We start from the raw sequence: 26527 nt of genomic DNA, 5'->3' as shown, positions 1-26527 counted from the left end.
CGCCGGCGCTGCCGGCGGGCAAGGGACTTGAGCCAGTTCTGAGGTTCTGACCTGCTACTTCTTAGTAGTCTTCGAACTTTCGGCCTTCTTGAACCCAATGTCCTGGTACCGGGGTGCCGCGAAGCCGAAGGCGCCGGCATTGACCACCTGAGGCTTGGCCGCCACCAGCTCGGGACGCTGGTAGAGCGGAATGGATCCGGCCGCGGCCCAGATCCGGGCGTCCGCCCGGCGCACCAGATCGCGGGCCTTGTCCTCGTCCAGCTCGGCGGCGGCCTGGTCGAAGAGCTGGTCGATGTAGTCGCTGCCGACGCGGGTGTAGTTCTGCTCCACCAGGAGCGAGCCGTCACTGGCGGGCTGGGGCTTGGCGAAGATCGGCCGGGCGTCGGTCGCCGGGAAGGCGGTGGCGGGCCAGGAGTAAAGGGCCAGGTCGTAGGCGCCCGAGGCGATGTGGTCCCTGAAGAAGGCATCGTCGCCGACCTTGGTGATCTCGGTGTGGACGCCGATGCGGTCGAGCATCTTGGAGATCTTGTCGCCGACGGTGCGCAGCGTCTCGGAGCCGGGCCCCGCGGGGAGGACGAAGCGCAGCGTGAGCGGCTTGCCGTCCTTGCCGAGCGGGCGGGCGACGCGGGCCGGTGCCGCGGTCCCGCGCGGGGCGTACGCTCCGGCCACCCCGCCCCTCCGCTCCTTGACCTTGGACCCGGCCTTGTTCTCGGTGTCGTCGTCCAGCGCCTCGGCCCGCTGCCGCAGAGCATCGCCCTGGATGGCCGCCCCGGGGGCGGGGGCGAGAATGCGCGTACCGCCGGTGCCGGTCTCGGCGCCGTGGCCGGCATTGGCGGGCTTGTCGTCACCGACGATGTACATCCCCTCGTCGGACGGCCTGTCCTCCTGCTCTTCCTCCGTCTTCGTCCTGAGCGACGCCTGGCCCGGGGCTGCTTTTACGCTCGGTGCTGCTTTTGCGCTCGGTGCTGCCTTTGCGCTCGGCGCTGCCTTTGCGCTCGGCGCTGCCTGCCGGCCGGGTTCGGCTTTCTTGCTGCTGCCGCCCTCACCGCCCGCCTTGGCCGGGTGGGGCTTCTCGAGCGCTCCGCCGGGCGTCCAGCCGGCGTCGGCCAACAGCGCCTGCGCCTCCTTGGTGCTCTGCTCACCGAGCGCACCGCTGTTGTCGGCGTACGCCCCCTGCCCGGCCAGCGCCAGATGACTGCCGGGCGGATGGGCCGGCAGCCCGAGCGGGGTCAGTACGGCCTCCGCGAGCTCCTTGCGGTTCAGTGCCCGGCCCACTGCGCGGCGCACCCGGTCGTCGGAGAGCGGGCCGGACTCACCGTTCAGCGCGAGCTGCGTGTACGCGGGCTCCAGCGACTTGCGGAGCACGAAACCGCGGAGGGCCGTCTGCTCATTGGCGTACGCCTCGGCCGCATCGGCACTCTGTCTGCGGGCCTGCTGGGCGGCCCGGGCCTTCCCGTCGTCGGAGCCGTTCGCCAGCGCCCAGGACTTGAGCGCGGCAGAGGGGGTGATCTCGGCGCCCGGGCCGTGAGTGAGTGCCTGGCCGCCCGCGCCCTTGTCCCGTAGCGCGAGAGAGATACGGTCCGCGGCGTGCCGGTCGATCTCCGCGATGTCGAGGCTGCCCGCGGCCAGCGCGGCGGCGCGCTTGTCGCGCGGCACCGCGGTCAGCACCATCCGCTCGAGCTTGGCCGCCTGCCCCCACCAGCGGGGATTGCGTACGAGCGTGGCCGTGCCGGCCTTGATGTCGGTCGACTCCAGCTGAAAGGGGCCGGCCATCCCCTTGAGCGTGCTGCGGGCCCCGTCGTTGAAGGAGTCCGGGGTCCCCGTCACTTCCTTGGGGTAGAGCGGCGTGAAAAGGGACCGCCAGTCCGCGTACGGCTTGTTGAAGGTGATTTTGACCTGAAGGTCGCTGGCACCTTTCTCGATCTTCTCGATCCGCTCGTAGCCGGAATTGTGCGCGGTCCAGTACGCGGAGTCCCTGCCGCTCAGCGCGTGCCACTGGGCGACGAAGTCGGGTGCCCCGATCTCCCGGCCGTCGCTCCACACCGCCTGCTGATTGAGCTTGTAGAGCACGACCTGCTTGGGCTCGCGCTCGACGATCTCGGCGGACTCGAGGTAGTCGGGGTTGAGCTGCGGACGGCCGCGCCCGTCGAGCCTGAAGAGGGAGGGAAGAACGGCCCCGGCGATACGCGTCGTGGCGGCGTCGGCATCGGCCTGGAAGGCATTGAGGGTGGTGGGCAACGCGTCGACCGCCCAGCGCAGCGTCCCTCCGTCGGCGACCAGGTCCCGTGCGGCGGGGGCGATGTCCTGGGCTGCCGCCGGAGCATCGCTCTCGTCCTCGCCCGAACTGCAGGCGGTCAGGACCGGCAGAGCGAGCACCCCGCTGGTCAGAAGCGCGACGGAGCGGAGCGTTCGGGAGCATGTCCTCCCGCGTGGGGCGTCGACCTGGGACATGACTTGTACCTCTTCGTCCTGGTTTATGGAATTTAGAGATGATCACACCGATTCCCGTCCACTGAAGTGGACGGAACCGGACAGATGACGGAGACACGGCGACCTCCTCCTCAAGGCCACCCGTGCGGCCCAATGCAGAATCCGACATATCCCTTCGGAAAGGGAGAAAATGGGGGGCAAAATACGAACCATGAGGGGCGCGCCGGAAGCGCATGCGCCGGGAATCCCTGCACGTCCCTTCACAAGCGGGGACGTGACGCGCGACACTCGCAGGCGCATGAGCGATGCCACCGCACCCTGCGGAAGTGAGGGCAAATCATGTCCGAGCAGGAAGAACTGACGGCGATGCAGCACCGTCTCGACGAGCTGCTCCAGCGCGTCGGGCAGCTGGAGCGCACCGTTGACCAGCTGCGTGCCGCCGGCCCGGCCACGCCGGCGCCCGCCCCGTCGAAATCACCGGGTCGCCCCGAGCTGGTCACCATCCCCGACACCCCGTACAACAGCGCGCTGTGGACGGACACGGACGACGAGGGGCTCGGAGCGCGCGACCGGCACGCACCCTGACCGGCCCCGGCCCGTAGGCACACCGGAGCCCACACCCGATCCCACTCCATACGGAGCCTTCGTTGGCCACTGGTACCGAACCACCACAAATCAATACAGGCGTACACAGCGCCACGCGCGCCGCCGTCGGTCCCCGCCATCTGCGGACGGACCGCTGGTGGCTCGCGCCCGCTCTGACCGCCGCCGGGCTGCTCGCCTTCATCGTCTACTCGACGTGGCGCGCCTTCTCGAACGCCGACTACTACGCGGCGCCGTATGTCTCGCCGTTCTACTCGCCCTGCCTCGCCGAGAACTGCGCACCCATGCGCAACGGCCCCAACTGGGAGATCTTCGGCAGCTGGTGGGGCCTGTCCCCCGCGCTGCTGATCCTGATCTTCCCGCTGGGCTTCCGGCTGACCTGCTACTACTACCGCAAGGCCTACTACCGGGGCTTCTGGGCCTCGCCCCCGGCCTGCGCGGTCGCCGAGCCGCACAAGAAGTACACCGGGGAGACCCGCTTCCCGCTGATCCTGCAGAACATCCACCGGTACTTCTTCTACGCCGCGATCCCGGTCGCCGGAATCCTCACGTACGACACCGTGCTCGCCTTCCGCGACGAGCACTACGAGTGGGGCCATATGGGCCTCGGCACCCTCGTCTTCCTGGTCAACATCGTGCTGATCTGGGCGTACACCTTCTCCTGCCACTCCTGCCGGCACATCATCGGCGGCCGGCTGAAGCATTTCTCCAAACATCCGGTGCGCTACCGCCTGTGGGGCTGGGTCGGCACGCTGAACGAACGCCACGCGCTGCTGGCATGGGCGTCGTTGATCAGCGTCGCGCTCGCCGACTTCTACGTCTATCTCGTCGCGTCCGGTGCCTTCGACGATCCGAGGTTCTTCTGACATGACGCAACTCGAACGACAGCAGTGGGACGTCGTGGTGGTGGGTGCGGGCGGCGCGGGCCTGCGCGCCGCCATCGAGGCGCGCGAGCGGGGCGCCCGTACTGCGGTGATCTGCAAGTCCCTCTTCGGCAAGGCCCACACAGTGATGGCCGAGGGCGGCATCGCCGCCTCCATGGGCAATGTGAACGCCGGCGACAACTGGAAGGTGCACTTCCGCGACACCATGCGCGGCGGAAAGTTCCTCAACCAGTGGCGGATGGCGGAGCTGCACGCGCGCGAGGCGCCCGACCGGGTCTGGGAGCTGGAGACCTGGGGCGCGCTCTTCGACCGTACGGCCGACGGGAAGATCTCCCAGCGCAACTTCGGCGGGCACGAATACCCGCGCCTGGCGCATGTCGGCGACCGTACCGGCCTGGAGCTGATCCGCACCCTGCAGCAGAAGATCGTCTCGCTGCAGCAGGAGGACAAGGAAGAATTCGGGGACTACGAAGCCCGGTTGAAGGTCTTCCAGGAGTGCACGGTCACGCGCGTGCTGAAGGACGGGGACAGGGTCTCCGGCACCTTCTGCTACGAGCGCGAGTCCGGGCGCTTCTTCGTTCTCGAGGCGCCGTCCGTGGTGCTGTCCACCGGCGGCATCGGCAAGTCCTTCAAGGTGACGTCGAACTCCTGGGAGTACACCGGCGACGGGCACGCGCTCGCGCTGCTGGCCGGCGCGCCGCTGCTCAATATGGAGTTTGTGCAGTTCCATCCGACCGGCATGGTCTGGCCGCCTTCGGTGAAGGGGATCCTGGTCACCGAATCGGTTCGTGGCGACGGAGGGGTGCTGCGCAATTCCGAGGGCAAGCGGTTCATGTTCGACTACGTCCCGGACGTCTTCAAGGAGAAGTACGCGCAGTCGGAGGAGGAGGGCGACCGCTGGTACGAGGACCCGGACCACAACCGGCGTCCTCCCGAACTGCTGCCGCGCGACGAGGTGGCCCGCGCCATCAACTCCGAGGTGAAGGCCGGCCGCGGCTCCCCGCACGGCGGGGTGTTCCTGGATGTCTCCACCCGTATGCCGGCCGAGGTGATCCGGCGCCGGCTGCCGTCGATGTACCACCAGTTCAAGGAGCTGGCGGATGTCGACATCACGGCAGAGGCGATGGAGGTCGGCCCGACCTGCCACTACGTGATGGGCGGCATCGCCGTCGAGTCAGACACCGCGGCGGCGGTCGGGGTCCCCGGCCTGTTCGCGGCGGGCGAGGTCGCGGGCGGGATGCACGGCTCCAACCGGCTCGGTGGGAATTCCCTGTCCGACCTGCTGGTCTTCGGCCGACGGGCGGGGCTGCACGCCGCCGAGTACGCGCAGGGGCTCGGCGAACGCCCGGCGGTGGAGGAGGTCCAGATCGACGAGGCCGCGGCGGAGGCGCTGCGTCCGTTCAGCGCCGAGGGGCCGCAGCCGGGTGAGGAGAACGGGCGGCCGCCCGAGAACCCGTACACCCTCCACCAGGAGCTCCAGCAGACGATGAACGACCTGGTCGGCATCATCCGCCGCGGGGCCGAGATGGAGCAGGCCCTGGAGAAACTGGCCGATCTGCGGGTACGGGCCAGGCGGGCCGGGGTCGAAGGCCACCGGCAGTTCAACCCCGGCTGGCACCTCTCGCTGGATCTGCGCAACATGCTGCTGGTCAGCGAGTGCATCGCGCGGGCGGCACTGGAGCGCACGGAGAGCCGCGGCGGGCACACGCGCGAGGACTGCCCCACCATGGAGCGCGACTGGCGGCGGGTCAATCTGCTGTGCCAACTGATCGATCCGACCGGCGGGTTGGCGGCCACCGATCCGGTGCGCGGTCAGATCGCGCTCGTACGGAAGATGACCGAGCCCATCCGTTCCGACCTGCTCGCTCTCTTCGAGAAGGAGGAGCTGGTCAAGTACCTCGCCGAAGAGGAGCTCTACGAGTGAGCAGCTACAAAGCGGCCTTCAGGGTCTGGCGCGGTGATGCGGACGGCGGGGCGCTGGAGGACTTCGCCGTCGAGGTGAACGACGGTGAGGTCGTCCTCGACATCATCCACCGCCTCCAGGCCACCCAGGCCTCCGATCTCGCGGTCCGCTGGAACTGCAAGGCGGGCAAATGCGGTTCGTGCAGCGCCGAGATCAACGGCCGGCCGCGGCTGATGTGCATGACCCGGATGTCGGTCTTCTCACGCGAGGAGACGATCACGGTGACGCCACTGCGGGCGTTCCCTGTGGTGCGGGACCTGGTCACGGATGTGTCCTTCAACTACGCGAAGGCACGGGAGGTGCCCTCCTTTGTGCCGCCGCCGGGGGTGAAGGCGGGTGACTACCGGATGCAGCAGATGGATGTGGACCGCTCGCAGGAGTTCCGCAAGTGCATCGAGTGCTTCCTGTGCCAGGACACCTGTCATGTGGTGCGCGACCACGAGGAGAACAAGGCCGCGTTCGCGGGTCCGCGTTTCCTGATGCGGGTGGCGGAGCTGGACATGCATCCGCTGGACGCGGCGGCCGAAGCGGGCCTGGACCGCAAGAAGTCCGCCCAGGACGAGCACGGGCTGGGGTACTGCAACATCACGAAGTGCTGTACGGAGGTGTGCCCCGAGGGCATCAAGATCACGGACAATGCGCTGATCCCGCTGAAGGAACGGGCGGTGGACCGTAAGTACGACCCGCTGGTGTGGCTGGGCAGCAAGATCAAGCGCCGCGGGGCGGCTGACTAGCGAGGGACGGCAGGCGGGAACCGACTCATGGGGCTGCCCGGCGTGGACTGGCTGGCGGCGACTGCGCAGCTGGGACTGGCTATCCGGGACCGGCGGCGGGGCTCCCCCATCCTTCTCGGTACGCCGTCCAGTCGCCCTCCTCCGCCGCGAAGTCGACATACAGCGCAACCCCGAACCGCTCACGGCCGCGGTCCGTGCGCCCCAGGCCCAGCCGGGTGCCACGGATCGCGGCCGCGACCGTCTCCGCGGACTCGCGGTGCCCGATGTCGTTCTCGTGGAAAAAGGGCAGCCCCATCAGCAAGTCGGTGTCCTCGGGCGTGACTTCGAGGGCGAGGCTGGTCTGCTGGGCGACATAGCCGCCGTACAGACTCTCCAGCGGCATGGAGGTGTCGTACGACATCACGGCGATCTGGTCGACCCGGCGGGCGACCTGGCCGAAGAACTCCTGCGACCACCACTTGGGGTGCCCTGTGAGCCCGCCGGCGACGGAGTGGAGCGCGGGCAGCGGGTCGATCTGGTGGGCCGCTATGGAGAGCGGGACCTTTCGGGCACGCGTCAGCTCGCGCAGATCGTCCAGCAGGGACAGATAGTCGCGGTCGCCGGAGTGCAGTGGCTCCAGGTCGTAGTGGACGCCTTCGAAGCCCGCGTCGAGGATCTGCGTGGTGGAGCGCACGACGGCGGCCCGGGTGCCGGCGTCGGGCAGCCGCAGTCCGACGGGGCCCTCGCTCGCCAGTTTGTCGCCGAGCCAGGCCTGCACACGTATACCAGGGATCTTCCGGTGTACGGCGTCGATCAGCCACCGCGCACGTGCATAGCGGTCGGTGGGCAGCGTCCCGTCATGCTCGAGCGGCCCGGCGTGGACGTACAGGTCCCGTATCCCGGTCCCCCGTATGCGCCGGGCAAAAGCGTCCAGGTCGGCGTCCTTCTTTCGGCCGTCCACCCAGGCGTGACCGAGCCAGATGGCGTCCTTGCCACGCGTCCTCGTGCCTTCTTCGATGTCACCCGCGTAGTTGGCGCGCAGCGCGATCGCGCCGGTGAGAGTGGGGACAAGGAGGAGGACGGCAAGGCTGAGCGCGATCCGCTTGGGCCACCTCAGGCGGGGGCTGCGCCACCTTCGTAGGAGCGCACGCGCACCCGAAGCTCCACCCGGCGCCTGTACGCGCTCACGCGTCCCCACCTGCTCTTTGGTCCCCATGCGCCGCAAGGCTAGATCACGGGTCCGACAATCCGGGTCGGGCACCCGTCCGGTCGCGGAGGCCCAACGGTCGACATAGCCTCCCAAATGTGACGCGAATAGCCGCCAGGCTCCTGCTCGCCGTACTGGTGGCGGCGTGCTGGCTGGTCGTGCCCACCGCTCGATGCGCCCTCGCCGACGACCCCGTCGGCCTGTCCCGCGAGGGTCGGATCACCGACCGGGTCGGGGGTCTGGGCGACCGGAAGCCGCAGGTCGCGCAGCCCGTGCCCGCTTCCGCCAGCACCCCGGGCGAGGCCGATCCGGGCGGAAGCGACGCTGCCGGGACGGGGGCAGATCTGGTGCTGCCGATCGCGGTCGTCGGCGGGGCCGTCGCGATCGCGGCCTACAGCTACGCCAAGCGCAGGAAGCGGAGCGCGACCCGCACCACACCGCAGGGCGGCCAGGAGGGCTGGGGCACGCCGCAGCATCCACAGCCACCGCTGCCCGAACTCGACGCCCGGGCCAAGCAGACTCTTGTCGACACCGACGACGCGCTGCGCACCAGCCAGGAGGAACTCGGCTTCGCCACCGCCCAGTTCGGCGAGGCGGCTGCCAAGCCCTTCAACGACGCGGTGGAGTACGCGAAGAACGAGCTGGCGGCGGCTTTCCGGCTGCGTCAGCAGCTGGACGACGCCTGCCCGGAGGACGCCGCGACCCGCCGGCGGATGCTCGACGAAATCATCGCGCGGTGTACGGCCGCCAACCGGCGACTGGACGCGGAGTCCGAGGACTTCGACCGGCTGCGCGCCCTGGAGCAGAACGCGCAGCAGGCCCTCGCCACCGCCGGCGCCGCCTATACCGATCTCAGCGGACGCGCCGTCACGGCGGAGGCCACTCTCGGCATGATGCGTGAGCGGTATGCCGCCTCCGCCGCCGCGCCCGTCGCGAGCAATGTCGAGCAGGCCAAGGACCGGCTGGTCTTCGCGAAGACCGGTCTCGACCGGGCCGGCCAGGCGGTCGACGCTTCCGACACGGGCACGGCCGCCGTGCAGATACGGGCCGCGGAGGGTGCCGTCGCGCAGGCGAGGAGGCTCATCGAGTCCGTGGACCGGCGGGCGCAGGAGCTCGCGGAGGCGGCCGGCAAGCTGCCCGGCGCGCTCATCGGGACGGACACGGACCTGGCCGAGGCGCGTGGGCTGCTGAAGGACACCTCGGAAGGGGTCTCGACGGCCGACCTCCAGGGGCGTATCGCGCGGGCCGCGAAGGTGGCCGCGGAGGTACACGGGGAGCAGGAGACGGGTTCGTACGACCCGATCGACGCGCTGCGCCGGGTCGAGGAGGCGGATGCCGCGCTCGACGAGGCACTGGCGGGGGCGCGCGAGAACGAGCAGGGGGCGCGGCGGGCCCGTGCACTGCTCGATCAGGCGATGCTCGGCGCGCGTTCCACGATCGGTGCGGCCGCCGACTACATCACCACGCATCGCGGAGCGGTCGGCAGCGAGGCACGGACGCGGCTGGCGGAGGCGGAGCGGCGGCTGGAGCGGGCGGTTGAGCTGGCCGGGTCGGGGGGTTCCGGGGACTCGGGCGGCTCGGGTGGTTCCGGTGATCCGCGGGGCGGGCCGGCCGAGGCCCAGCAGGCTGACGCTCTGGCGCGGCGGGCGCAGAACCTGGCCGAAGAAGACGTGCGGGCATATGGGAACCCCTTCGGGCCGGGCGGTGTACAAGGAGCAGGAAATGCGAGGGGCGGTCTCGGGGGCGCGGTGCTCGGCGGGATCATCCTCGGCGGACTGTTCGACGGCGGAGGAAGGGGCGGGGGGTATGGCGGGGGTTCGGGAGGGGAAGGTGGAGGAGGCTTCGGCGGCGGGCCCGCCCGTTTCGGCGGCGGGGGCACCCGCGGCCGCCTCGGCGGCGGCCGCTTCTGACACGACTCCCCATACGCGCGACAGGCGCGACGGGCGCCTCCCAGCCGGGGCAGCCGCACCGTCCTCCTTACTACCCGGCTTGCTGACCGCACTACCTGGCTTACTGCCCGGCTTACTGCCCGGCTTGCTGCCCGGCTTGCTGAGCGCTCTGCTGTTCGCCTTACCCTCCGCCCTGTCAGAACATGCTGAGCAGCTGCTCGACGGTGGGCTCGGCCATCGAGTCACCGTCGGGCAGGGCGAGTTCGAACCAGACCGTCTTGCCACGCGGGGTCCGGCGCGAGCCCCAGGCCGCGCTCAGCAGTCCGACGAGCTGCAGTCCTCGGCCGCCCTCGTCGGTGTCGCGGGCCCGTCGGCGCCTGGGCTGCACGAGGCCGGCGTCCCACACTTCGCAGACAAGGGTGCGGTCGCGCAGCAGGCGCAGCCGAATTTCGTCCTCGCCGTACCGCAGGGCGTTGGTGACCAGTTCACTGACGAGCAGCTCGACCGTGTCCACCAACGCTTCGAGGCCCCAGGTGATCAGCTGGGCGCGGGCCAGCTCGCGGGCCCGCCCCACCGAGCGGGGCTCACGCGGCAGCCGCCAGTCGCCGACCGCCTCCGTGGGCAGCCCCTGGACGCGGGCCATGAGCAGGGCGATGTCGTCCTCGCCGTGCCGGGTGTCGAGAGTGTTCAGCACATGGTCACAGACGTCTTCCAGGGAACGGGAGGGGTCGGCGCGCAGCGCCGTCGTCGAGGGGTGGTGACCGGGCGCCGGGCGGGAGGGATCGGTGAGCGCGGTCCGGAAGGCGCGCAGGCCCTCGTCGAGCGGGTGGTCCCGGGATTCGACGAGCCCGTCGGTGTAGAGCGCGAGGAGGGCGCCCTCCGGGAGCTCTACCTCCACCTCCTCGAAGGGCTCGCCGCCCACGCCGAGCGGCATCCCCGGCGGCACGTCGAGCAGCAGCGCCTCCTCCCCCGGTTCGACGAGGACGGGCGGCAGATGGCCGGCGTTGGCGAAGGTGCAGCGTCGGGTGACCGGGTCGTAGACGGCGTAGACACAGGTCGCGAGATAGACCTCGGAGAGGTCGGCGTCGCGGGATTTGTGGGCGACACGGGAGGCCTGCTGGGCGCCGCTGGGGCTGCCGAGGCCGCGGGCGATCTCGTCGAGCGCGGAGAGTACTTCCGCGGGCTCCAGGTCCAGCAGCGCCAAGGTCCGTACCGCAGTGCGCAGTTCGCCCATGGCGACGGCGGCCCGCAGACCGCGGCCCATCACATCGCCCACGACCAGGGCGGTGCGGTGGCCGGGAAGTTCGATGACGTCGAACCAGTCTCCGCCGACCTCGGTGGCCGTATTGCCCGGGAGATAGCGGCAGGCGATGTCGAGTCCTGCGGCCTCCGGGTCGCCGGGCGGGAGCAGGCTGCGCTGAAGGATCAGCGCCCGCTCGTGCTCCCTGCGGTAGAGCCGGGCGTTGTCGATACAGACCGCGGCGCGGGCGGCGAGCTCGCTGGCGAGCGCCCGGTCCCGTTCACCGAAGGGCTCGCTGCCCTTCGTACGGGAGAACTGCACAAGCCCGACGACGGTGTCGTGCGCCACCATCGGCACCGCGAGCGTGGATTGGACGAGGGTGCCTTCCTCGCCCGGGATCGCCTGGACCCGGGCGGTGCGCAGTGCGCTCGCGCAGGGCGAGTTGAAGGGATAGCGGTGGACCTCGCCGACGGCGGTCGGGGTGCTGCCCTCGGACCTGCAGCCGGGGGTGGTCACCAGCGGAGCGTCGGAGACGGCGCTGGCGAAGGCGACCCGGCGCAGCTCGGCGCTGCCGTCGGCCCGTCCGGGCGGGGCCTCGTCGCCGGTGAGGAGCCCCAGGTAGAGGTCGACCGAGGCGAGGTCGCAGAAGCCGGGGACGGCGACGTCGAGGAGTTCGCGGGCGGTGGTCTCCAGGTCGAGGGAGTTGCCGATGCGGGCGCTCGCCTCGTTGAGGAGCGCGAGATTGCGCCGGGCGCTCGCGGCCTCGCGAGCGGCGATTTGGCGGCGGGTGACATCGGTGCCCAGTCCGGCGACACCGATGGGGTGACCGGATCCGCTGTGCACCCGGTAGAGATTGATCGACCAGTGCCTGCGGTCCGCGCTGCCCGGGGCACTCCCGACGATCTGGAGGTCGATGGCGGATTCGCCGGTCTCCAGTACGCGGCGCAGGGAGGCGTTCATCCGCTCCGCCTCGGGGCGGGAGAGATAGTCGTGGACGGTGCGCCCGCGGTGGTCGTCGGCGGAGCCCCCGAACACGGTGGCGAAGCGCTGGTTGGCGCGCTGCACCGTGAGATCCGTACCGAAGAGGAGGAAGCCAAAAGGAGATTGGCCGAAAATAGCCTGCGAAGCGGCGAGATCAGTTTCGATCCGGCGCAGCGCGCGGACGTCGACGACGATGCAGAGCGCAGCTCTCTCGCCACGCTCCGTTTCACTCGGCATCACATAGACCTCGGCTATGCCGTGCGCGCCGCCCCGACCCGGCATACGGAAAGGGACCAGGCCGGTCCACTCCTTGCCGTCGAGTATCTCGGCCACCTTGCGGTGCCCGCGCGGGCGCAGCTCTGCCGGCATGAAGACCTCGATCGGGTCCTTGCCCCTGACCTCGTCAGGGGTGATGCCGAAGAGGTCGACGGCACGCCGACTCCACTGGTCGACCAGCCCGTCGGGGCCGATCGAGAAAGAGGCAACCTTGATGTAGTCATAGATCGAGCCAGGCGGGCTGCTCTGCCATACGACACCACTCGCCGTCTCAGGTATTTCGCTCACGCGACCGTCCCCTCCAGCTCACCGCACCGGACCGGCCATGACCGCAGTATTCAGCACTACGGCTCCGACCGACACGGCGTTCACGATCACAGCACGGTCTCGTTCATTTTCGGCCGAGTCCGAACCGGCCGGAACCGTCTCCGACGTGATCGTTGTCCCCTCACACTTCTAACCAGTGAGGGCCAGCTCGAACCACACGGTCTTACCGCTTCTGCCCCGCCGCGTTCCCCAGCGGCGGGCCGTACAAGCCACCAGTTGCAGACCGCGACCGCCCTCCTCATCGAGCTCCGCACTGCGTTCGGTGGGGGGATCCGGAAGCGGGTCGGAGACTTCCACGCGCAGAGTGGGGGCACTGGCGCCCGGTTCCGGCCGGACCAGCCGGACGCCGATCGGGCCCGATGCGTACCGCAGGGAGTTGGTCACCAGCTCACTGACCAGCAGCACGGTCACATCACCGATCACCGAATCCAGTCCCCAGCCGCGAAGAGTGTCGCGGACAACGTGGCGGGCGGTGCGCACGGCGTCGGCCTCGGCAGGAAAGGTCCACTCGGCGCATTCGCCTTCAGTGTCGATCACGCCGCCCACTTCCCGGACCAGCAGCAGACCCAGCAGACCCATGCCCTATTTCGGGTGGTTAATCAGCACATACCCGATATTTGGGGCTAGGTATCCCCGTCGCAGCATCAATGGGCGCACCGTGGCACGAACGGGCGTACGAGCCGTCCGCGTGCGCCCATCTCCGCGCCTGGAGAGCCGGTCGGTCCGGATCAGTCGACGAACTGGTGGTCCGTCATGGTCGGGCCGAGCCTTGGCTCAGCCGGTTTCCACGAAGCTGACATGCCGAGCCGAAAACACGTCAGCCCTCAGCCCTCGGCCCTCAGCCGACGAGGCTCAGTCCAGTTCGCCCGACGCCTTGAGCTCATCGAAGAGCAGTTGATCGACCGGAGGGACCTGGGCTCGGTCGAGGTAGGACAGCCAGGCGATCTCTTCGATCTCACTGCTGGCCGTCAGCGTGCCCCGGTAGTCACCGGCATAGCAGCTCATGCGGACAACCACGCCGTCCGAATGACCGTGAGCCTGGGCTTCGTATGTGCCCACATGTGACACGGTCGCCGGAAGGACGCCCACGGTCAGTTCCTCTTCGACCTCACGGAGCAGGGTCTGCAGATCGCTCTCGCCGCCTTCCCGCTTCCCGCCGGGGATGTAGTAGACGTCCTTGCCCCGGGAGCGCGCACAGAGGATCCTGCCGTTCTCCACCCGCACCCACGCCACCGTGTCGATCAAGACCGACATCCTCTGCCCTCACTCATACGGAACCTGGTCAGGCTGGACCCTACCCGCACGAAGTCCGGCTGAAGAGGGCGGTGGAAAGGGCCACCACACCACGGCTAGTGAGTGGTCTGGCCCATACGCTCGACCCAGTAGAGCTGCTTGTGCCCGCGACCGTCGAGGGTGTCCGCGATCTGCTGCGCCTCGTCCCTGGTGGCGTACCTGCCGACGCGATAGCGGTTCCCGTTGTCGTCCTGACGTATGACGAGCCAGGGGAGCACAGGGCCATTGTCGTTCATCGCGCCCCTCCCCGGGTCGGCCTGCAGGTCTGTAACGATCGCCAGGAAACCGCACTACGCATATGCCCGAGCCTACGCCTGACCTTTACTCAGCGGATATGTGTTTTCACAAAGAGATACGAGAGGGGGGCGTATCCGGCCGGATACGCCCCCCTCTCACTGCCCGTCGCCTCGACTCTGCTCAGTCCGTGGGCTCCGTGGGCACCACACTCAATATGGGCATCGCACGCACCGTGGGCACCGGCATCAGCACCGGACCACTGGCCGCAGGATCCTTGCGGCAGACATCCCCGCACTCGGAGTCCAGCGAGCAGCACAGTGAGCAGATCGGTCCTGACTGGACCGGGCAGTCGGCGATGTCCGGGAGCTCGTACGCCGTCTCGCACACGGAGCAGGTGTGGGTGGCGGTGATGTCCTCGATCTCGGCCTCGGGTCCGTTCACCGGGTTCGGCCTGGCCAGGTAGTACTTGCCTTTCGTCGCCCAGGCGATCAACGGGCAGAGCACCAGGGAGAGTCCGGCCGCGATAAAGGTCGAGAAGGCCTCGGCGTACCGGCCGAAGAGTCCGAAGAAGGCGAGGATCGAGACGGTCGAGGCGATCACCATCGCACCGAAGCCGGCCGGATTCACCGCATACAGATAGGCCCGCTTGAACTCGATGTACTTGGGGCTGAGTCCGATCCGCTTATTGATGACAAGATCCGCCGCTACCGCCGCGATCCAGGCGATGCCCACGTTCGAGTAGAAGCCCAGCAGCTTGTTGAGGGCCGCGAACATGTTCATCTCCATCAACGTCAGCGCGATGGCGAGGTTGAGGAAGATGTACCAGACGCGGCCCGGGTGCTTGTGCGTGATGCGGGAGAAGAAGTTCGACCAGGAGAGCGAGCCGCTGTAGGCATTGGTCACATTGATCTTGACCTGCGACACGATCACAAAGAGCGCGGCGGCGGGCAGGGCGACCGAGCCGAGCCACGGCTTGAGCGCTTCGATCTGCGGGGCGATCGGCTCCAGGGCATGCGTCTTGCCGACGGCCTCCAGCGCGACGAAGGCGAGGAAGGCGCCGCCGAGCTGCTTGGCCGCCCCGATGATGACCCAGCCGGGTCCGGCGGCGAGCACGGCGAGGTTCCAGCGGCGCTTGTTCGCCTCGGTCTTGGCGGGCATGAAGCGCAGATAGTCGGCCTGTTCTCCGATCTGGGCGATGAGCGAGAGCGCGACGCCCGTGCCGAGGCCGAAGCCGATCCAGGAAAAGCCGGAACCGGCTCCTTCCGTACCGCCGAAGGACCCGAACGCGCCCCAGGCGTCCGGGGCTTCGAAGGCCAGCACCACAAAGGGCAGCACCATGCCGATGATCCAGACAGGCTGGGTCCATGCCTGCACCTTCGCCAGCACACCCATCCCCCGGAAGACGATCGGGATGACGATCAGCGTGGTGAGCAGATAGCCGATCTCGACCGGCAGTCCAACGGCCTGGTGCATGGCCTGCGCCATGATCGAGCCTTCGAGCGCGAAGAAGATGAAGGTGAACGAGGCGTAGATGAGCGAGGTCAGCGTCGAGCCGAAGTAGCCGAAGCCGGCGCCTCGCGTGACCAGATCCATGTCGAGGCCGTACTTGGCGCAGGCCCGCGCGATCGGTATCCCGGTGAGGAAGATGATCACCGCGGCGGTGAGGATCGAGGCGAGACCGCTGGTGAAGCCGTAGGTGAAGACGATCGAAGCGCCGATCGCGAAGTCCGCGAGATAGGCGATGCCGCCGAGCGCGGTGCCCGCGACCATCGAGGGCGACCAACGGCGGAAGGAGTGCGGCGCATAGCGGAGGGAGTAGTCCTCGCGGCTCTCGTCGGCGGCGAGTTTCGCGTAACTGCGCCGGGGCGGCGACTGCTGCTCCCCCGGCTCCGGCGTCCTGGTGACAGATGTGGCGGTGTCCGTCATCGGTGACTTCCCGTTCGTCGGTCCGTGTGCGGGTTGCGGGTACGGACGGGAAGGTAGGAGCCGGACATGACAGGCCGTCGCAGCGGGCGATTGCCCGGGCGTTACGGGCGCGGAGAGTGCGTTAACTCGCGGTCACGGAAGCCGGACACACTGTCCGGGTAGCGGTTACCTCCCGGGTCACCTCACCGGCCACCTCACCGGCCACATCGTCGGCCACATCGCGGGTCGCCTCCGGGCCACCTCCCGGCCCGCCTCGAGGGTCACTTCACCGGCAGGTGGTATGCGATCCGGTAGCGGTCCGCCGGGACGACCACGTCCGCCGTCTCGACCGCCCGCCCCGAGGCGTAGTACGTCCGCTCGACGACCATCACCACATGGCCCGGTACGCCGCCGAGCGCCAGGAGCTCCTCCGCGAGCCCCGGCCGCGCGCCGACCTCCTCCGCCACGTTGTCCACGACGATGTCGATGGCTGCCATCCGCTCGACCACCCCGCAGCCGCCCAGCGGGCCCTCCTCCGGCAGCATCACCGGTGTACGCCCGGTGACTTCGAGGGGCTCCCAGGAGGTGGAGAGCATCATCGCCTCGCCCGCGTCCCGGAAGACATAGCGCGTACGCATCACCCGATCGCCGAGCTGGATGTCGAGCCGGGCCGCGATCTCAGCGCTCGCCCTCTCCTGCTCGCTGCTGGACTCCCAGGTGCCGCGGGCCCCCTCCTCCGCCTGCTCCTGCCGGAAGGGGTTGGCGCCGGACGGCGGCCGGTAGCCGGAGCGGGAGACAGGGCGCGGGACGGGCCGTTCACGGACATACGTACCGGAGCCGGAGCGGCCCTCGACCAGGCCCTCCGCCATCAGGACCTTGCGCGCCTCGAGGGCGACGGTGTCCGAGACGCCGTACTCCTCGCGGATCCGCGCCTGCGAAGGGAGACGGGTATGCGGCGGCAGCGAGCCGTTGACGATCTTCTCGCGGAGATCGCTCGCAACGCGCAGATAGGCGGGCTGCTCACCGAATGTCACTGGCCACTCCCAACAGGTTGACAGACAGCAACAGCGTGGCAACCCTGGGTTGCCGACCGCAAGCATGGGCCAAGGTTTCACTCGAAGTGATGATTTGCCTTTACGCAGGGGTTAGCCACGGATATGCCCACCATTCGGCGCCCGCACCCTTGACCTCAATGGTCCAGACCAATACGTTCCTGGCCATGCGTCGAAACTGCCGAAGATCCCTTGCCAGGGCGGCCGTTGCCGCTTGCACCCTCTCACTCCTCGCCGCCCTCGCACCCAGCGCCTCCGCCTCCGGCTCCGCCCGTGCCTCCAACTCCGCCGACGCCTCCACCCAGGGCGAGCAGCACGCGAGACCCTCGTACAAACGCGTCGGCTACTTCACCCAATGGGGCGTCTACGGCCGGGACTTCCAGGTCAAGGACATGGACACCAGCGGCCAGGCGGCCAAGCTCACCCACATCAACTACGCCTTCGGCAACGTCGGTTCGGACGGTAGATGCTTCACCGGCAATGTCCCCGGTGAGGCCGACGCCTGGGCCGACTACGCCCGTCCGCTGGACGCCGCCAACTCCGTGGACGGCGTCGCCGACACCGCCGAGCAGCCGCTCGCCGGCAACTTCAACCAGCTGCGCGAGCTCAAAGCCAGGCACCCCGGCCTCAAGGTGCTCATCTCCCTGGGCGGCTGGAGCTGGTCCACCCACTTCTCGGACGCGGCCCGTACCCCCGCCTCCCGCAAGGCCTTCGTCTCCTCCTGCATCGACCTCTACCTCAAGGGCAATCTGCCGGTCGACGGAGCGCGCGGCGGGGCAGGCGCCGCGGCCGGACTCTTCGACGGCGTCGACATCGACTGGGAGTGGCCGGGCTCGGCGGGCGACACGGACACCGTCTTCCGCCCCGAGGACAAACAGAACTTCACCGCTCTGGTACGGGAGTTCAGGACACAGCTGGACGCGTACGGCAGGTCCCTCCAGAAGCGCAGGCACTACGAGCTGAGCGCCTTCGTCCCGACCGCACCCGCCAAGATCGACGCGGGCTTCGAGGTCCGCCGGATCATGCGCGATCTCGACTTCGTAACCTCCAGGGCTACGACTTCCACGGCTCCTGGGAGTCGACCACCGCCCAGCAGTCCGCGCTCTACGCAAAGAACGACTTCAGCGTGGACCAGACCGTCGACGCCTGGAGCGACCGCGGCGCCCCCGCCCGCAAGCTGGTGATGGGCATGCCCTTCTACGGCCAGGGCTGGACGGGCGTGACCGGCGGCGGCGACGGCCTGAACCAGCCCGCCGCGGCGCCCGCACCCGCGACCTGGGCGGCCGGCTACGAGGACTACAAGGCCCTCAAGAAGCTCGCCGACTCGGGGACGTACCCGCTCCATCGCGACCGGCGGAACGGCCACGCCTGGCTCTTCGACGGCACCACCCTGTGGACGTACGACGACCCGCGGGTGCTGCGCACCAAGACCTCGTACATCCGTGACCGGGGCCTGGGCGGAGCGATGTTCTGGTCCCTGGACGGGGACACGGCCGACGGCGAGCTGATGACCGCCGTCGACCGCGGGCTCTCCCGCCGCTAGCGCGCGGGATTCGGATGAGACCGGTGCCCGGGCTGTCGTTGGCTCAGGAGCCGGTCTCATCCGCCGACGGGATGCCTCCGGACCGTACGGAGCCCTTGAGCTTTCCTTCCGTGACGGCGAAGGCGCAGGTCACCGCCCGGTCACCCAGGCGCCAACTGCGTGCGCTCGGCATGTAGTAGTACATCTCCGCGCTGTCCGGCACGGCCGACGCGTCCGCCGCGTAGGCATTGTTGATCTCCGTGCAGCGCTTCTCGGCCACCGGTTCGACCGCCGCCTCGCCGGGCCAGTCCTCGGACTTCTCGAGCTTGAAGGCCCCGGTGACCTCGGCGTCGTGCTCCTTTGCGCAGTCGACGACCCTGACGGTCGCGGTCTCCTGCTCCAGCTCGTCGCCGGGGACGTTGAAGCAGTCGCCCTTGTGCAGGTCGAGCGTGCTGCGCGAGCGCGACGCCTCGTCCATGCCCTTCCGGAAGCCGTCCCAGGCGTCGCCGATCCCGCCGGTGGCGAGTGCGACGAGCACCAGGAGCGTGCTGATCGAGGAGAGCACGATGCCCGCGACCGCCATGCCCTTGCCGCGCTCGCCCTTCCTCTTGATCTGCGAGAGGGCTATCAGCCCGAACACCAGGCCGAGCGGCGGCAGACAGCACACGATGCCGAGCACGAGTGAAGCGATGGACAGGCCGTTCACGGACGGTCTGCGGGCGTACTGCGGATACGGCTGCCAGCTTTGGGTGGATGGGTCCACAGGTACGGTGCTCCTCGTCGGGATCATACGAACAGGCGCGCGGATCATACGCGTAGCACGACGGGGACGGAATGCGGGCTTCGCGGCACAAGCGGCCGGGCGGAAACGGTGAAGGGGCGGTCGCCGCGGCGACCGCCCCCTCCCGCTCTCTCAGAGACCAGACCTGAGGGAGCTCAGAACTGCAGAGCCCAGGAGTCGATCTTGCCGACGTCCTGCGCCGCGTTGTCACTGACCCGCAGCTTCCAGGTGCCGTTCGCGACCTCCGACGACGCGTTCACCGTGTACGTGGTGATCACGTTGTCCGTGCTGCCGCCGGTCCCGTACGCCTTCAGGTTGTAGACCGTTCCGTCCGGAGCGACCAGGTCGATCTTCAGGTCCCCGATGTACGTGTGCTTGATGTCGACCGGCACGCTCAGGTTCGCCGGCGCGTTCCCGGTGACCCCGCTGACGGTGACCGGCGACTCGGTGGTGGCGTTGTCGCTGATCGCGTAGTCCGCGGTGTTCTCGAACTTCTTGCCGGGCGGCGGGGTGTCGCCGGTACCGACGTACAGCAGGCGGTTCGGCGAGCCGGTGCCCGGGCTGCCGACGACGCCGCTCGTGGCGGCGGAGGCCAGGGCCGCGGAGACCTGGGCCGGGGTCGCCGTCTTGTTGGCCGCCAGGTAGAGCGCGGCCGCGCCGGTGACGTGCGGCGTCGCCATCGAGGTGCCCGAGATGGTGTTGGTCGCGGTGTCGCCGGTGTTCCAGGCCGAGGTGATCGACGAGCCCGGCGCGAAGATGTCCAGCGCGCTGCCGTAGTTGGAGAAGCTGGAGCGGGCGTCGGTGCTGGTGGTGGAGCCGACGGTGATGGCCTCGGCCACGCGCGCGGGCGAGTAGTTGGACGCGTTCGCTCCGTCGTTGCCCGCCGCGACCGCGTAGGTGACGCCGGAGGCGATGGAGTTGCGCACCGCGGTGTCGAGGGCGGTGTCGATGCCGCCGCCCAGACTCATATTGGCGACGGCCGGCTTGACGGCGTTCTGCGTCACCCAGTCGATGCCGGCGACGACCTGCGCGGTCGTGCCCGAGCCCGAGTTGTCGAGCACACGGACGCCGACGACCTTGGCCTTCTTGGCCACGCCGTACGAGGATCCGGCGACATTGGCGGCGACATGCGTGCCGTGGCCGTTGCCGTCCTGCGCGGTGTTGTCGTTGTCGATGGCGTCATAGCCGTACGACGCCCGGCCGCCGAAGTCGCTGTGCGTGATCCGTACACCGGTGTCGATGATGTACGCCGTCACGCCCTCGCCCGCGGTGTCCGGGTAGGTGTAACTCTGGTTCAGCAGGAGCGCCTTCTGATCGATCCGGTCCAGGCCCCAGGACGGCGGGGTGGGCTGGGTGCCCGTCGCCTTGAAGACGCGGTTCTGCACCACGGACTCAACAGCCGGGTCCGCGGCGAACTTCTTGGCCTGCGCCTCGGACAGCTCGACGGCGTAGCCGTTCAGCGCGGCGTCGTACGTCTTCTCGATCTTCGCGCCGTACTCCTGCGCAAGCGCCTTGCCCGCCTTGGAGCCCGCGTCGGGCGCGGACTCGTCGAGGGTGACGATGTAGCTGCCCGCGATGGCTCCGGGAGCGCCGGCGTTCTGGACAACGCCTTCCGGAGCCGCCTCGACCGCGATGGCGGGGAGAGCGGACGCCGTGCCGAGCGCGAGCGCGGCGACGGCTATGGCGCTTGCCGCAGCGAGTCTTCGCCGCGAGTTACGCATCACAGACATGTGAGGGGTCCTCCTCATTGGTGGTGCGCTGCTGTGGGGGTATGCGACAGGAGCATGACAACGAATCGCAGCTGAATCCGCAGTGTCCTCGTCTCGCCTGCCGAGCGAAAGATTGGCGGATCCATAGGAATCCCACAAGAGTCGGGAGGGCGACTTAGCACCTGCGCCACACAACTGTCATGCTGACGAATCATGACCTCGTATCACTGCCCCGACTGCGATACCGTCTCCCCCGTCGAGGCGGCCGGCTGGTGCTGCCCCGACTGCCGCGGCCCGTGGGACCTGGACTTCACCGCCTCGCCCATCGACCTGAACTCCCTTCCGGGACGGGTCAATTCACTGTGGCGGTACGAGGAGGCGCTGCCGCTCTCCGCGCCCGCCGCCACCTCACTCGGCGAGGGTCGCACCCCACTCGTCCCGCTCACCGCCACCGTCTCCGCCAAGCTCGACTTCCTGATGCCGACGCTCTCCTTCAAGGACCGCGGCGCGGTGATGCTGGCGGAGCTCGCCCGGGGGCTCTCTCCCCGGCGCGTGATCGCCGACAGCAGCGGTAACGCGGGCACGGCTGTCGCCGCGTACTGCGCACGGGCGGGTCTCGACTGCACGGTGTACGTCCCCGAGGCCACCTCCGCCAAGAAGGTGGAGCAGATCCGGGCGCACGGCGCGCACCTCGAACTCGTCCCGGGCGAACGCGAAGCCACCGCCGTGGCCGCCCGCGCCGCTGCCGGCGCACCCGGCACCTTCTACGCGAGCCACGTCCACAACCCGTACTTCCTGCACGGCACGAAGACCTACGTCTACGAGTTGTGGGAGGAGCTCGGCGGCCGGCTCCCCGAGGCGATCGTCGTCCCCGTCGGCAACGGCACACTCCTCCTCGGCGCGTCCCTCGCCCTCGCCGAACTCCACACGCACGGCCTGATCTCCGAGCACCCCGCCCTGATCGCCGTCCAGGCCGAGGCCGTCTCCCCGCTGGCAACGGCCTTTCACGCCGGCGCCGAAGAACTCCTCGACGAGAAGGTGGAGTTCAAGCCCACGCTCGCCGAGGGCATCGCCATCCCGCGTCCGCCGCGCGCCCGCCAGATCCTGCGGGCCGTACGCGAAACCGGCGGGACCTTCCTCACGGTGACGGAGGATCAGATCCGCGCCGCGCAGCTTGATCTGGCCGCCCGCGGTCTCTTCGTCGAGTCGACCGGGGTGGCTTGCTGGGCCGCCGCGGGTGGCTGGACCGACCGCACCGCCGTCGTCCCGCTCTGCGGCGCGGGCCTCAAGACCGGCCTCGCACCCGGTCAGTCCGTCCAGTAGGTGTCGTGCTTGATGAAGAACTCCGCCCGGTCCTGTGGCGACCACTCGGTGGCGACCTCGGCGACCTTCTCGAAGTACTCCTCGCGCGGCGCGCCCGGCGTGAACAGCAGCAGCATGGAGGCGGGCGCGTCCGAGTCGTTGCGGAAGGCATGCAGCCCGCCCTGCGGCACGTAGAGGAAGTCACCTGCCGTTCCGTCGATCCAGCTGTCGCCGTTGTAGAGCCGGACCGTCCCCTCGATGATGAAGAACGACTCCGAGATCGACGTGTGGAAGTGCGTCTTCGGGCCGCCCGCCTTCGGGGCCATGTCCATCCGGTAGAGCCCGAACTCCCCTCCGGTTGACCGGGTGGTGGCCAGATAGTGCGTACGGCTCCCGTTCCTCGACCGCAGATTCGCGGGCGTTTCCGCCGGCCGGAACTCCGCAGTGATCTCGCCCTTGCCGTCCAGGTACTTCGGGTCCGGGTACGACATGCCGCTCTCCCTCTCCTCGCTGCCGGCCGTTCGCTGCCGGCCGTTCACCCCGCGCGTCCGGCGCCGCTCGGCCCGGCCGCACATACGGCCCTCGGACGAGCTTCTCGCGCAGGCCACACTTGCCTGACCATGCTGCCCGGTCACACTTCCCGGCCATATGCGTACGGCGTGGCCGGTTCCATGCGCCGTGGGGTTTGGATGAGCGCGTGACCGTACACGATGTTGCCCGGCAGCTGCCCGGGATATCCGCCGTCCGCGACCTGTGCCGTTCAATGGCGATGCTGGAGGCGATCCTGAGCCCCGAATGGGCCGACCGTTTCTACTCGTTCGACGCGCACTGGTCCGCGTCGGCTGACGTCCGAGGTGATCTCGGCACTGAATCCGAGGCTGAGTCCGGGCCTCGCACCGGCCGATCCCGCCGAGGACATCGCGTCCATCGGCTGTCCACAGGCACTGCCCGCGAACTGATCCGACGAGCAGAGGGTTCAGTCGGCGGTCAGGGCTCCGCGGCCGGTCGGCGAGTGCGCGCCCTTGCGTGCCGGCTCGCCGCAGTGCGCGCAGATGACCACCGGATCGAGAGTCTCGCCGCACGCGTGCTGCCAGGTCACCGGCGGATCCTCGGGGTTGAGATGCCGGTCCCCCCACTTCATGAGCGTGAGGAGTACGTCGCCGAGCTCCTGGCCGGCGGGGGTCAGGTGGTACTCGTAGCGCGGCGGGTGTGCGTTGTACTGCTCGCGCCCGACGGCGCCCGCCGCCTCCAGCTTGCGCAGCCGGGCCGTGAGGATGTCGCGGGACGCTCCGGTGTTGTGGACGATCTGGTCGAAGCGGCGGACGCCATGGCTGAGTTCGCGTACGGCGAGCAGCGTCCAGCGCTCGCCGATCAGGTCGAGCGCGTCGGCGATGGAGCACTCTCTGGGATGGATGCTCTTCGACATGCGGCTCATCCTAGAACGGTAAGTTGCGTATTCAATCGTGCCGGACGAGAGCGCGACCACCGCCGTCATCGCTGTCAGAGGCGCTCGATGATCGTGGCGTTGGCCAGCCCTCCCGCCTCACACATCGTCTGCAGCCCGTACCGCCCACCGCGGTCCTCCAGGTTGTGCAGCAGGGTCGTCATGAGGCGCGCCCCGCTGCCGCCCAGCGGATGGCCGATGGAGATCGCGCCGCCGCGCACATTGAGCCGGTCCGCCTCGACGCCGGTCTCCCGCTGCCAGGCGAGCACCACCGACGCGAACGCCTCGTTCACCTCGTACAGATCGATGTCGCCAGTGGTCAGCCCCGCCCTGGCCAGTACCTTCCCGGTGGCCGGCATGATCGCCGTGAGCATCAGCAGCGGATCGTCCCCGGCAACCGCGAACGAGTGGAACCGCGCGCGTGGCCGCAGCCCGAGCCGCTCCGCCACATCGGCACCCATGATCAGCAGTGCCGCCGCGCCGTCGTTGACCGGCGAGCTGTTGCCCGCCGTGACGCGCCAGCCGATCTCAGGGAACCGCTCTTCCATGGCCGTGTCGTAGTACGCGGGCTTGAGCCCCGCGAGCGCCTCGGTCGATGTGCCGGGCCGTACGTTCTCGTCCCGCTGCCCGGTCCAGGCGACCTCCCGGTCGAACTCCCCGCGCGCCCAGGCACCCGCGGCACGCCGGTGCGACTCCAGCGCGAAGGCGTCCAGCTCCTCCCGCGAGATCTTCCAGCGCGCCGCGATCAGCTCCGCGCTGATCCCCTGGCCGACCAGCCCCTGCGGATACCGCTCGCCGAGCCGTCGCCCGAACGGGTCGCTGCCCGGCAGCACATTGGAGCCCATCGGCACCCGGGACATCGACTCGACGCCGCAGGCGATCGCGATGTCGTAGGCCCCGCTGATCACACCCTGCGCCGCGATGTGCGCGGCCTGCTGGGACGAGCCGCACTGCCGGTCCACGGTCATGCCCGGCACGCTCTCGGGGAAGCCGGCGGCCAGCACCGCATGGCGGGTGATGTTGAGCGACTGGTCCCCGACCTGGGTCACGCAGCCGCCGATGACGTCGTCGACGAGTACGGGATCGATCCCGGCCCGCTCGACGAGCGCCGCGAGTGTGCGGGCGAGCAGGTCCACGGGGCGCTCGTCGTGCAGCGCTCCTCCCGGCTTGCCCTTGCCCAGGGGCGTACGAACCGCCTCGACGATCACCGCGTCCCGCATCACGTCAGCCTCCCCAGCTCCCGACGTCAGTCTGCTTTTCAAACCGACTGACTAAACCCTCCCGCTCGAGGAGAGAGTTGTCAATTCCAACCGAGGATGGTTGTCGTCGCCGTACGGCTGTTCAGCGACTGCGCAGAGCGCCCGCCGTGCTGCCCGTCCGCTCACGCAGCAGGATCCGCAGGGTGTTCGCGTGCTCGTAGCCGACCTTGCGGGCGATGGAGTCCAGAGACATGTCGGTCGTCCGCAGCAGGTGCGAGGCCTGTTCGACCCGCAGGTCCTGAACGAAGCGCACGGGGGACGTGCCGAGTACGCGGCGTACGGTCCGCTGGAGGGTGCGTTCGCTCACCCCCACCGAACGCGCCGCCGCACTGACGTTCATCGGCTCTTCCAGATGCAGCCTGGCCCAGCGCTCGAAGGCGGCGACGACCGGATCACTCTGGGCGAGCGCGCTCGGGATGGTGTACGCCGACTGGGACGGCCGTTCGTCGACGACCAGATAGCGGGCGACAAGATCGGCCAGCGCCGGGCTGCTCATCCGGACGACCGCCAGCGCGAGGTCGACGTGCCCGAAGGCCGCACCGGCCGTCGTCACGCCGTCCGACGCGGTCACCATCCGGGTCTCGTCGACGGTGACCGCCGGATAGCGCTTCCGGAAGACCGGCGCCAGCCACCAGCTGGTGGTCGCCTTCCGCCCGTCGAGCACCCCCGCCTCGGCCAGCAGAAAGGTGCCCGTACAGGCCGAGGCGACGGGGGTGCCGCGCCCGCGCGCATCGGCCACGAGACTCCGTACGGCCGCCGATGCGGGTCCCGAGACATGAGCGAGAAGCGCGTCGGGCCGCCGCTCGGCGAGGGCCGGCACGATCAGCAGGTCCGCCGCTCGGCCCCGGCCGCCGGCTCGGTGGTGACGAGGTGGCCCGCGCCGGTGCGGACCCGGCGGCGGAAACCGACGGTCCTCACCCGCCAGGCGGGGGGCGGCAGGGGAAGCTCGTCCCGCATCGCGTTGGCCCCGTCGAGCACATCGAGGATCGCCGAGAGCCCTGAGTCGAATACGCCGTCGTACGCCAGCACTGCCACATCCATGGCGGAAACGGTATCCGACACGCCGTTTGCGCCACTGGAAGAGCCCTGATCGCGGCCATAGCTTTGCGGACGTCCCGCTTGATCGGGACGCCAACGACGACGTACGGAGTGACACGCGATGAACATCGGACTGCTGGCCAGGATCGAAGCCAAGCCGGAGTACGCCGACGAGGTCGAGGCCCTGTTGCGCGGGGCGCTGCAACTCGCCCGCGAAGAGGAGCACACGGTCACCTGGTTCGCGTTCCGGGAGAGCGCCACGGTCTTCGGGGTCTTCGACACCTTCGAGAACGAGGAGGGACGGGCCGGCCATCTGCAGGGCCGGATCGCCGCGGCGCTGATGGAAGCGGCGGAGACGATGCTGAGCTCGGCCCCCGACATCCGCCCTGTGGACCTGCTGGCAGCCAAGCTCCCCTGACCACAACGCACGGTGCCCGCGGACCACCTGATGCGCGGCCCGCGGGCACCTTGC

General features: G+C 69.3%; 22 protein-coding genes and 1 pseudogene. 8 read left to right on the top strand and 15 right to left on the bottom strand.

The genetic code is table 11. The features are described from left to right. Positions 1 to 54: 54 nt before the first annotated feature. Positions 55 to 2451 carry an ABC transporter family substrate-binding protein gene (locus tag OG735_RS27775; protein WP_327325859.1) on the bottom strand — a complete coding sequence of 799 codons (2397 nt, stop codon included), beginning with the start codon at positions 2449 to 2451 and terminating at the stop codon, positions 55 to 57. Between the two features lie 318 nt (positions 2452 to 2769). Between OG735_RS27775 and OG735_RS27770 the strand changes: the two genes are divergently transcribed. The 4 genes from OG735_RS27770 (at position 2770) to OG735_RS27755 (ending at position 6614) form a co-directional block, all read left to right on the top strand. After that, entirely contained in the window at positions 2770 to 3015 is a 246-nt protein-coding gene (locus tag OG735_RS27770) for a hypothetical protein (RefSeq protein ID WP_327325858.1), read from the top strand. A gap of 62 nt (positions 3016 to 3077) precedes the next feature. After that, positions 3078 to 3899, top strand: a complete 822-nt coding sequence (locus tag OG735_RS27765; RefSeq protein ID WP_327325857.1) for a hypothetical protein — start codon at positions 3078 to 3080, stop codon at positions 3897 to 3899. A gap of 1 nt (position 3900) precedes the next feature. Beyond that, a complete protein-coding gene (locus OG735_RS27760) occupies positions 3901 to 5841 on the top strand; it encodes a fumarate reductase/succinate dehydrogenase flavoprotein subunit (RefSeq protein ID WP_327325856.1) in 1941 nt (646 codons plus the stop codon). After that, positions 5838 to 6614, top strand: coding sequence for a succinate dehydrogenase/fumarate reductase iron-sulfur subunit (locus OG735_RS27755; protein ID WP_327325855.1), 777 nt, complete (start codon positions 5838 to 5840; stop codon positions 6612 to 6614). The genes OG735_RS27760 and OG735_RS27755 overlap by 4 nt, the downstream gene beginning before the upstream one ends. A gap of 79 nt (positions 6615 to 6693) precedes the next feature. Here the strand turns inward: OG735_RS27755 and OG735_RS27750 are convergent, their stop codons facing one another. Beyond that, positions 6694 to 7809 (bottom strand): hypothetical protein, encoded by a 1116-nt coding sequence (locus OG735_RS27750; protein ID WP_327325854.1) that lies wholly within the window; start codon positions 7807 to 7809, stop codon positions 6694 to 6696. A gap of 89 nt (positions 7810 to 7898) precedes the next feature. Between OG735_RS27750 and OG735_RS27745 the strand changes: the two genes are divergently transcribed. After that, a complete protein-coding gene (locus OG735_RS27745) occupies positions 7899 to 9710 on the top strand; it encodes a TPM domain-containing protein (protein ID WP_327325853.1) in 1812 nt (603 codons plus the stop codon). 175 nt (positions 9711 to 9885) lie between these two features. Here the strand turns inward: OG735_RS27745 and OG735_RS27740 are convergent, their stop codons facing one another. The 6 genes from OG735_RS27740 to OG735_RS27715 form a co-directional block, all read right to left on the bottom strand. Then, positions 9886 to 12474 carry a SpoIIE family protein phosphatase gene (locus tag OG735_RS27740; RefSeq protein WP_327325852.1) on the bottom strand — a complete coding sequence of 863 codons (2589 nt, stop codon included), beginning with the start codon at positions 12472 to 12474 and terminating at the stop codon, positions 9886 to 9888. A gap of 168 nt (positions 12475 to 12642) precedes the next feature. Then, positions 12643 to 13059: an ATP-binding protein gene (locus OG735_RS27735; RefSeq protein WP_327328482.1), complete on the bottom strand. Its 417-nt coding sequence runs from the start codon at positions 13057 to 13059 to the stop codon at positions 12643 to 12645. 306 nt (positions 13060 to 13365) lie between these two features. After that, a complete protein-coding gene (locus OG735_RS27730; protein ID WP_327325851.1) occupies positions 13366 to 13767 on the bottom strand; it encodes an NUDIX hydrolase in 402 nt (133 codons plus the stop codon). A gap of 95 nt (positions 13768 to 13862) precedes the next feature. Continuing rightward, entirely contained in the window at positions 13863 to 14042 is a 180-nt protein-coding gene (locus OG735_RS27725; protein ID WP_327325850.1) for an SPOR domain-containing protein, read from the bottom strand. A gap of 181 nt (positions 14043 to 14223) precedes the next feature. Then, the gene (locus OG735_RS27720; protein WP_327325849.1) at positions 14224 to 15969 is read right to left on the bottom strand and encodes a purine-cytosine permease family protein; all 1746 of its coding nucleotides are present in this window, start codon (positions 15967 to 15969) and stop codon (positions 14224 to 14226) included. A 260-nt stretch (positions 15970 to 16229) separates the two neighbouring features. Continuing rightward, a complete protein-coding gene (locus OG735_RS27715; RefSeq protein WP_327325848.1) occupies positions 16230 to 16982 on the bottom strand; it encodes a GntR family transcriptional regulator in 753 nt (250 codons plus the stop codon). A 185-nt stretch (positions 16983 to 17167) separates the two neighbouring features. On the opposite strand from OG735_RS27715, the pseudogene OG735_RS27710 reads away from it, so the two are divergent. Then, positions 17168 to 18543 (top strand): annotated as a pseudogene (locus OG735_RS27710) (glycoside hydrolase family 18 protein). 43 nt (positions 18544 to 18586) lie between these two features. On the opposite strand, the gene OG735_RS27705 reads toward OG735_RS27710, so the two are convergent. Together OG735_RS27705 and OG735_RS27700 are read right to left on the bottom strand one after the other, a co-directional pair. Next, a complete protein-coding gene (locus OG735_RS27705; RefSeq protein ID WP_327325847.1) occupies positions 18587 to 19285 on the bottom strand; it encodes a DUF4190 domain-containing protein in 699 nt (232 codons plus the stop codon). 173 nt (positions 19286 to 19458) lie between these two features. Continuing rightward, complete coding sequence (locus tag OG735_RS27700; RefSeq protein WP_327325846.1) at positions 19459 to 21033, bottom strand: S8 family peptidase; 1575 nt, start codon at positions 21031 to 21033, stop codon at positions 19459 to 19461. Positions 21034 to 21225: 192 nt separating this feature from the next. Here OG735_RS27700 and OG735_RS27695 point away from each other — a divergent pair, with 192 nt between their 5' ends. Beyond that, the gene (locus tag OG735_RS27695; protein WP_327325845.1) at positions 21226 to 22335 is read left to right on the top strand and encodes a threonine synthase; all 1110 of its coding nucleotides are present in this window, start codon (positions 21226 to 21228) and stop codon (positions 22333 to 22335) included. On the opposite strand, the gene OG735_RS27690 is transcribed toward OG735_RS27695, so the two are convergent. The 5 genes from OG735_RS27690 to OG735_RS27670 form a co-directional block, all read right to left on the bottom strand. Continuing rightward, positions 22320 to 22805, bottom strand: coding sequence for a cupin domain-containing protein (locus OG735_RS27690; RefSeq protein ID WP_327325844.1), 486 nt, complete (start codon positions 22803 to 22805; stop codon positions 22320 to 22322). The genes OG735_RS27695 and OG735_RS27690 overlap by 16 nt on opposite strands. Before the next feature lie 485 nt (positions 22806 to 23290). After that, entirely contained in the window at positions 23291 to 23740 is a 450-nt protein-coding gene (locus OG735_RS27685; RefSeq protein WP_327325843.1) for a winged helix-turn-helix transcriptional regulator, read from the bottom strand. A gap of 74 nt (positions 23741 to 23814) precedes the next feature. Then, positions 23815 to 24978, bottom strand: a complete 1164-nt coding sequence (locus OG735_RS27680; protein ID WP_327325842.1) for a thiolase family protein — start codon at positions 24976 to 24978, stop codon at positions 23815 to 23817. A gap of 121 nt (positions 24979 to 25099) precedes the next feature. Next, a complete protein-coding gene (locus OG735_RS27675) occupies positions 25100 to 25837 on the bottom strand; it encodes a GlxA family transcriptional regulator (RefSeq protein ID WP_327325841.1) in 738 nt (245 codons plus the stop codon). A gap of 2 nt (positions 25838 to 25839) precedes the next feature. Beyond that, complete coding sequence (locus OG735_RS27670) at positions 25840 to 26058, bottom strand: hypothetical protein (protein WP_327325840.1); 219 nt, start codon at positions 26056 to 26058, stop codon at positions 25840 to 25842. Between the two features lie 118 nt (positions 26059 to 26176). Here OG735_RS27670 and OG735_RS27665 point away from each other — a divergent pair, with 118 nt between their 5' ends. Next, a complete protein-coding gene (locus OG735_RS27665) occupies positions 26177 to 26473 on the top strand; it encodes a putative quinol monooxygenase (protein WP_327325839.1) in 297 nt (98 codons plus the stop codon). Positions 26474 to 26527 lie beyond the last annotated feature (54 nt).

The organism is Streptomyces sp. NBC_01210, assembly GCF_036010325.1.
GTDB lineage: Bacteria > Actinomycetota > Actinomycetes > Streptomycetales > Streptomycetaceae > Streptomyces.
This window is presented reverse-complemented; position numbering and strand designations above follow the sequence as displayed.